This is a genomic window from Poseidonocella sp. HB161398, from assembly GCF_005870025.1.
Taxonomy (GTDB): domain Bacteria; phylum Pseudomonadota; class Alphaproteobacteria; order Rhodobacterales; family Rhodobacteraceae; genus Mangrovicoccus.
Map to the genome: position 1 here is coordinate 1 of NZ_VATA01000143.1, position 6,406 is coordinate 6,406.

The following is a 6,406-nucleotide window of genomic DNA, read 5'->3' on the forward strand; positions in this document are numbered from 1 at the left end:
TGGCCGGGCGGGTGGCGCAGCATCAGCGCCCGGAGCGCGCGGGCCTCGCGGATGAAGGGCTCGGAGCCGACCAGATAGCCCAGCCGCAGCCCCGGAAAGAGCGATTTCGAGAAGGAGCCGACATAGATCACCCGCCCCTCCTGGTCGAGCGACTTCAGCGCCGGGGTCGGCGGGGTGAGGAAGGACATCTCGAATTCGTAATCGTCCTCGACCACCAGGAAATCCTCGGCCGCGGCGCGGGCCAGCAGGCGGCGGCGGCGCTCCATCGGCATGGTGGCGGCGGTCGGGCACTGGTGCGAGGGCGTGACGAAGACCGCATCCGCGCCCTCGGGCAGCGCCTCGGGGATCAGCCCCTTGCCGTCGACCGGCACGGTCAGCACCTCGGCGCGCGACTGCGCCAGGATGTCCCTCAGCTGCGGATAGCCGGGGTTCTCGCGCACCGCGCGGCGCCCCTCACCCAGAAGCACCTGCGACGCGATCCACAGCGCATTCTGCGCCCCGAGCGTCACCAGGATCTCCTCCTTGCGGGCACGGATCCCGCGGCGGGGCAGCGAGTGGCGGGCGATGAATTCCACCAGGCGGTCGTCGTCGCGGTCGTAGTAATCCTCGGTCAGCGCGTTGAAATCCCGCTGTCCCAGCGCCATCAGCGCGCATTGCCGCCAGTTGGCATGGTCGAAGAGCCGCTTGTCGGTCTGGCCGTAGATGAAGGGATAGGGATAGCTGCGCCAGTCCACGGGGCGGGCCACCCGCGCTGCCCGCGAATGGGCCTGCGCGATATGCGCCCCCCAGTCGACCCGGTCCTCGCGCTGGGGCGCATCGCCGAAATCCGGCAGCCTCGGCGCGGTCTGCGAGACGAAATAGCCCGAGCGCCCGCGCGAGGTCAGGTAGTCGGAGGCGACGAGTTCGGTATAGGCCAGCGTGACGGTGATCCGGCTGACGCCCAGATGCTGCGCCAGGCGGCGGCTGGAAGGCAGCTTGGCGCCGACCGGGAAGCGGCCCGAGAGCACGCCCTCGGCCACGATATGCTGCAGCTGCTTCTGGAGCGTGCCCTCGAAGCTGGGATCGAGGAAGAACAGCTCCTCGGAAATCGACATGGGATGGGCCGCCCCCGCACTGGACCTAGAAAGCGCGACCTTGTTAGGTCCAATCGCGGGGAGCGGCAAGCCCGGACGCGGGCGGGACCGCGTCCGGAAGGGGATCAGCCGAAGACGCGGCCGAGCGCGCCGTCGACCGCATCGGTGATCTGGTCGATGTCGTCCGGCGTCGCGATCAGCGCCGGGCTGAAGCACAGCGTGTTGTTGAAGCCGGTGAAGCTGCGGTTGGTCGCGCCGATGATGACGCCCTGCGCCATGCAGTCGGCGACCACGGCCTGGACCATCTTCTCGTGCGCGGGCTCCTTCGTGGCGCGGTCGGCGACCAGCTCGGCGCCGCAGAACAGGCCCTTGCCGCGCACGTCGCCGATGACCTCGTGCTTCTCCATCAGCGCGCCGAGATTGGCCATGAAGCGCGCGCCCATGGCGTTGGTGTTTTCCAGCAGGTTCTCTTCCTCGAGGATCTTCATGTTCTCGATCGCCGCCGCCGGGCCGGCCGTGCAGCCGCCGAAGGTGGAGATGTCGCGGAAATAGTCCATCGGGTCGTCCATGTCGGTCTTGAACAGGTCGAAGACCTTCTCGGTCGTGACCAGGCAGGCGATGGCGGCATAGCCCGAGGCCACGCCCTTCGCCATGGTCACGAAATCCGGCTTGATGCCGTATTGCTGGTAGCCGAACCAGGTGCCGGTCCGGCCCATGCCACAGACCACTTCGTCGATATGCAAGAGGATGTCGTACTTGGCGCAGATCTCCTGCACGCGCTGCCAGTAGCCCTCGGGGGGCGTGATCACGCCGCCGCCTGCGGTCACGGGCTCGAGGCAGATCGCGCCGACGGTGTCGGGGCCCTCGCGCAGGATGACCTCTTCGATCGCGTCAGCCGCGCGCTCGCCGTAGTTCTCGCACTCCCACTGGGCGCGGTACTCCATGCAATGCGGCACCTCGACGAAGCCCGGCGTGTAGGGGCCGTACTGCATGTTGCGCTCGGGCTGGCCGCCCGCGGAGATGCAGGCGATGGTCGAGCCGTGATAGTCGCGCTCGCGGTAGAGGATCTTGTGCTTCTTGCCGCCATAGCGCTTGTGCGCGATCTGGCGGACCATCTTGAAGGCCTTCTCGTTGGCCTCGGAACCGGAATTCACGTAGTAGACGCGGCTCATGCCCGGCATCTTGCCCAGCAGCATCTCGGCGAACTGGCTGCCCGGGATCGAGCCCGCCGACTGGGCGAAGTAGTTCATCTTGATCAGCTGGTCGCGCACGGCATTGGCGATCCGCTCGCGGCCATAGCCCACATTCACCGTCCAGACGCCGCCGGAAACGGCATCGAGATGCTCCTTGCCGGTCTGGTCCCAGACCCGCATGCCCTTGCCCTCGACGATGATCTTCGGATCCTTCGTCTCCAGCGTCTTGTGCTGCAGCAGGTGGTGCCACAGATGGGCGCGGTCCGCCTCGATGACGGCGGAGAGATCGTTCGGCTGAACGGACTTGTTCATGGGCGTGCTCCAGATCGGGAATCGCGCGCGGCCGGAAAGACCGCGCTGGAATTGCCTTTTTTCCTGCCTATTTGCTGTGCGGCCGGATAGGGCCAGAGCACATCGCGATTTAGGTCCAGTTCAGCGGACGGCAGAAATAGCGTGCAATCCTAGTAATTTGCGCTGTCGTCGTTCGCGAGATGCCGAAAAATTCAGCTTCACATCCACGCATGCGCTTTCGCAAGCTTGATGCGCAAATAGGCGTCCCGGCAAGAGGACGCCACCGGGAGCAACAGGAGAGAGAGATGACGAAATCCCTGCTGATCGGCGCGGCCATGGCGGCGGCCCTCTCTGCGGGCGCGGCGCGCGCCATGGACGAAATCACCGTCGGCTACTTCCTCGAATGGCCGATGCCGTTCCAGTACGCCAAGGCGACCGGCCTCTACGAGGAGGAGATGGGCGTCAAGATCAACTGGGTCAGCTTCGATGCCGGGACCGCCATGTCGGCGGCGATGGCGGCGGGCGACGTGCAGCTCTCGGTCAGCCAGGGCGTGCCGCCCTTCGTCGTCGCCACCTCGGCGGGGCAGGACCTGCAGGCGCTCGACGTGGCGGTCAGCTATGCCGAGAACGACAACTGCGTCGTCGCCGAGGCGCTGGAGATCGACAAGGACTCCGCCAAGGAGCTGGAGGGCAAGCGCGTCGGCGTGCCGATCGGCACCGCGGCGCATTACGGCTTCCTCAAGCAGATGGAGCATTTCGGCGTCGACATCTCGACCATGGAAATCGTCGACATGGCCCCCGCCGACGGCGCGGCGGCCTTCGCGCAGGGCTCGCTCGACATGGTCTGCGGCTGGGGCGGCGCGCTCCGGCGCATGAAGGAGCATGGCAACGTGCTCCTGACCGGCGCCGAGAAGGAGGAGCTCGGCATCCTCGTCTTCGACGTCACCTCGGGCCCGGCCGATTTCGTCGCCGCCAATCCCGAGCTGGTCGCGGGCTTCCTGAAGGTCACGGCCGAGATGAACGAGATGTGGAAATCCGGCGAGCACGAGGCCGAAATGCTGCCGGTCATCGCGCAGGATGCCGGGATGGAGGAGCAGGCGACGGCCGAGACGCTGGCGACCTTCGAATTCCCCTCGGTCGAAGAGCAGCTCGGGCCGAAATGGCTGGGCGGCGGCGCGCAGGACTTCATGAAGGGCGTGGCGCAGGTCTTCCTCGACTCGGGCAATATCGACGCCGCCCTGCCGAGCTATGCCGACCGGGTGAATACCGGCCCGCTCGGCTCCGTCCCCTCCATGTGATCACAAAACCGCTCCGGCGCGGTCGCTTGTGATCACGCCGGGCGGGAAAGGCCCTCCCTTGTCCGATCTCGTCATTTCCGACGTCTCGATGCGCTTCGACCTGCCCGATGGCGGCTCGGTCCAGGCGCTGAAGGACGTGTCGCTGACCCTCAAGCAGGGCGAGCTCCTCTCGGTGCTCGGCCCCTCGGGCTGCGGCAAGACCACGCTTCTGAACATCGCCGCGGGCTTCCTCGCCCCCACGGCCGGCACGATCTCGCTCGGGGGCAAGCGCGTCGCCGGGCCCGGGGCCGAGCGCGGCATGGTCTTCCAGAAGGGCGCGCTCTTCGAATGGATGAATGTCCGCGAGAATGTCGAATTCGGCCCCCGCATGAAGGGCATGCCGCATCGCGAGCGGCAATGGGCCTCGAACCGGCTGCTGGAGACGGTGGGGCTGAAGGACTTCAAGGACAAGGCGGTCTACGAGCTGTCGGGGGGCATGCAGCAGCGGGTCGCGCTGGCGCGCTGCCTGGCCAATGACCCCGAGGTGATCCTGATGGACGAGCCGCTGGGCGCGCTCGACGCGCTGACCCGCGAGAAGATGCAGGGGCTGGTGCTGCAGCTCTGGAAGGAGACCTCGAAGACCATCATCCTGATCACCCATTCGGTCGAGGAGGCGCTGCTTCTCGGCGAGCGGCTGCTGGTCATGGCGCCGCGGCCGGGGCGGATCTTCAAGGAGTACCGCCTGCCCTTCGCCGAGCGCGGCACCACCATGGATCTGCGCGAGGTGAAGAAGTCCGAGGGCTTCGCCGAGACCCGCGAGGAGATCCTGTCGATGATCTGGGAGATGGAAGAGGAGATCATGGGCCGCACGGAGACCGCGACGTGATCGTCCTGCTGTTCTACATCCTGCTCTTCGTCGCGGCGATGGCGATCGTCCATCTCATCCGCAAGGGCATGGCCGCGCGGCATGATTTCACCTCGCTGAAGACCGTGACCTTCGGCGACGAGAGCGCCGTGCGCCCCGACCGCGCCGCCTCGATCATCTCGGTCCTGACGATCTTCCTGATCTGGGGCGCCTTCACCGGCTCGGTGATCTCGCCCCTCCACGTGCCCGGCCCCTTCACCGGCACGACGCAGTTCACCTATACCGCCACGGATGCCTCGGGCGCCACGGACACCGCCACGGTCTTCGTGCTGGTCCACCCCCCCGAGGAGAAGCCCGACGCGCCCGAGGTCCCGCCCGGGGAGGGCTTCGCCAAGGATGACAGCGAGACGGTCGGCGCCTGGCGCAGCACGCTGATCCGCGCGACGCGCAATGACGAGGGCGAGGGGCTGGCCGTCACCGCGGTCGACGGCCAGCCGATCGCCCCGGACGAAAGCGTCAGGGTCGCCGACGGCACGGTGACGATGACGCCGAAGGGTTCGCTGTCCTTCGCGCCGTCGAAGGGCTGGCAGATGGAGCCGATCTGGCTGCCCTCCCCCGAGGCGGTCGCCGCGCGCTTCGTCGAGATCGCCTCGAACGGCTACCAGAACTTCACCCTGTGGCAGCATCTGGGCTGGTCGCTCTGGCGGGTGATCGCGGGCTTCGTGCTGGGCTCGCTGGTGGGCATTCCGCTGGGCTACGCGATGGGGCTCTCGGGCTGGTTCCGCGGCTGGTTCGACCCGATCGTCGAATTCATGCGCCCCGTCCCGCCGCTGGCGCTGATCCCGCTGGTGATCATCTGGTTCGGCATCTGGGAGACCGGCAAGATCGTGCTCTTGTTCCTCGCCGCGCTCTGGATCATGACCATCGCGGCGCGGGCCGGGGTCTCGGGGGTGAACATAACCAAGATCCACGCGGCCTATTCCCTGGGCGCTTCGCGCTGGCAGATCCTGCGCCATGTCATCATCCCCAACTCGCTGCCCGAGATCTTCACCGGCGCGCGGGTGGCGATGGGGGTCTGCTGGGGCACGGTGGTCGCCGCGGAACTGGTCGCGGCGCAGAAGGGCGCAGGCATGATGATCATCGCCGCCTCGAAATTCCAGCTGACCGACATCGTCATCATGGGGATCATCCTGATCGGCGTGATCGGCTACGGCATCGACATCCTGATGCGCCGGGCGGAGAAATGGCTGGTCCCCTGGAAGGGCCGGTCCTGAGCCCCCTGCCCCTGCCGCAATGACAGCCGCCCTCCGGGGCGGCTTTTCATTTCACGACCCAGTTGAATGACAGCCGCGGACCGGTTACATTCAACCACATGGTAGAATCAGAATCACCGGAACTCGACGCGGTCTTCCATGCGCTTGGCGATGCCACGCGGCGGCGGATGATCGCGATGCTGGCGGAAGGCCGGCACACGGTCAGCGAGCTGGCCGAGCCCTTCGACATCTCGCTCGCCGCGGTGTCGAAACACGTCAAGGTGCTGGAAAAGGCCGGGCTTGTCCGGCGCGAGATCCAGTGGCGGACGCATGTCTGCAGCCTTGCGCCGGACCCTCTGGGCGAGGCGCATCACTGGCTCGACCGGTATTCCCGGTTCTGGACCGGACGGCTCGACGCGCTGGAGGCGCTCCTGCGCGCGGAAGACGACGACGA

The 6,406-nt window shown here is 67.0% G+C and carries 6 protein-coding genes; 4 read left to right on the plus strand and 2 right to left on the minus strand.

Features of this window, described 5'->3' with window-relative positions; all coding sequences use genetic code 11:
- Together FGX59_RS35665 and FGX59_RS35670 are read right to left on the minus strand one after the other, a co-directional pair.
- Positions 1-1,094 (minus strand): PLP-dependent aminotransferase family protein (locus FGX59_RS35665; protein ID WP_138473317.1); only part of this gene is annotated, 1,094 nt, incomplete at its 3' end.
- Between the two features lie 104 nt (positions 1,095-1,198).
- Positions 1,199-2,578 carry an aspartate aminotransferase family protein gene (locus FGX59_RS35670; protein ID WP_138473318.1) on the minus strand — a complete coding sequence of 460 codons (1,380 nt, stop codon included), beginning with the start codon at positions 2,576-2,578 and terminating at the stop codon, positions 1,199-1,201.
- A 284-nt stretch (positions 2,579-2,862) separates the two neighbouring features.
- On the opposite strand from FGX59_RS35670, the gene FGX59_RS35675 reads away from it, so the two are divergent.
- The 4 genes from FGX59_RS35675 to FGX59_RS35690 all read left to right on the plus strand — a co-directional run.
- Positions 2,863-3,855 (plus strand): ABC transporter substrate-binding protein, encoded by a 993-nt coding sequence (locus FGX59_RS35675; protein ID WP_138473319.1) that lies wholly within the window; start codon positions 2,863-2,865, stop codon positions 3,853-3,855.
- A gap of 88 nt (positions 3,856-3,943) precedes the next feature.
- On the plus strand, positions 3,944-4,720 hold the full coding sequence (locus FGX59_RS35680) for an ATP-binding cassette domain-containing protein (protein WP_370296487.1): 777 nt from the start codon (positions 3,944-3,946) through the stop codon (positions 4,718-4,720).
- Positions 4,717-5,973, plus strand: a complete 1,257-nt coding sequence (locus FGX59_RS35685; protein WP_138473321.1) for an ABC transporter permease subunit — start codon at positions 4,717-4,719, stop codon at positions 5,971-5,973. The genes FGX59_RS35680 and FGX59_RS35685 overlap by 4 nt, the downstream gene beginning before the upstream one ends.
- 98 nt (positions 5,974-6,071) lie before the next feature.
- The coding region (locus FGX59_RS35690) for a helix-turn-helix transcriptional regulator (RefSeq protein ID WP_138473322.1) at positions 6,072-6,406 on the plus strand (335 nt) is incomplete at its 3' end.

Excerpts from the sequence above, each read along its gene's own strand:
- FGX59_RS35670 (WP_138473318.1), bottom strand. The coding sequence starts at position 2,578 with ATGAACAAGTCCGTTCAGCCGAACGATCTCTCCGCCGTCATCGAGGCG.
- FGX59_RS35675 (WP_138473319.1), top strand. The coding sequence starts at position 2,863 with ATGACGAAATCCCTGCTGATCGGCGCGGCCATGGCGGCGGCCCTCTCT.
- FGX59_RS35680 (WP_370296487.1), top strand. The coding sequence starts at position 3,944 with ATGCGCTTCGACCTGCCCGATGGCGGCTCGGTCCAGGCGCTGAAGGAC.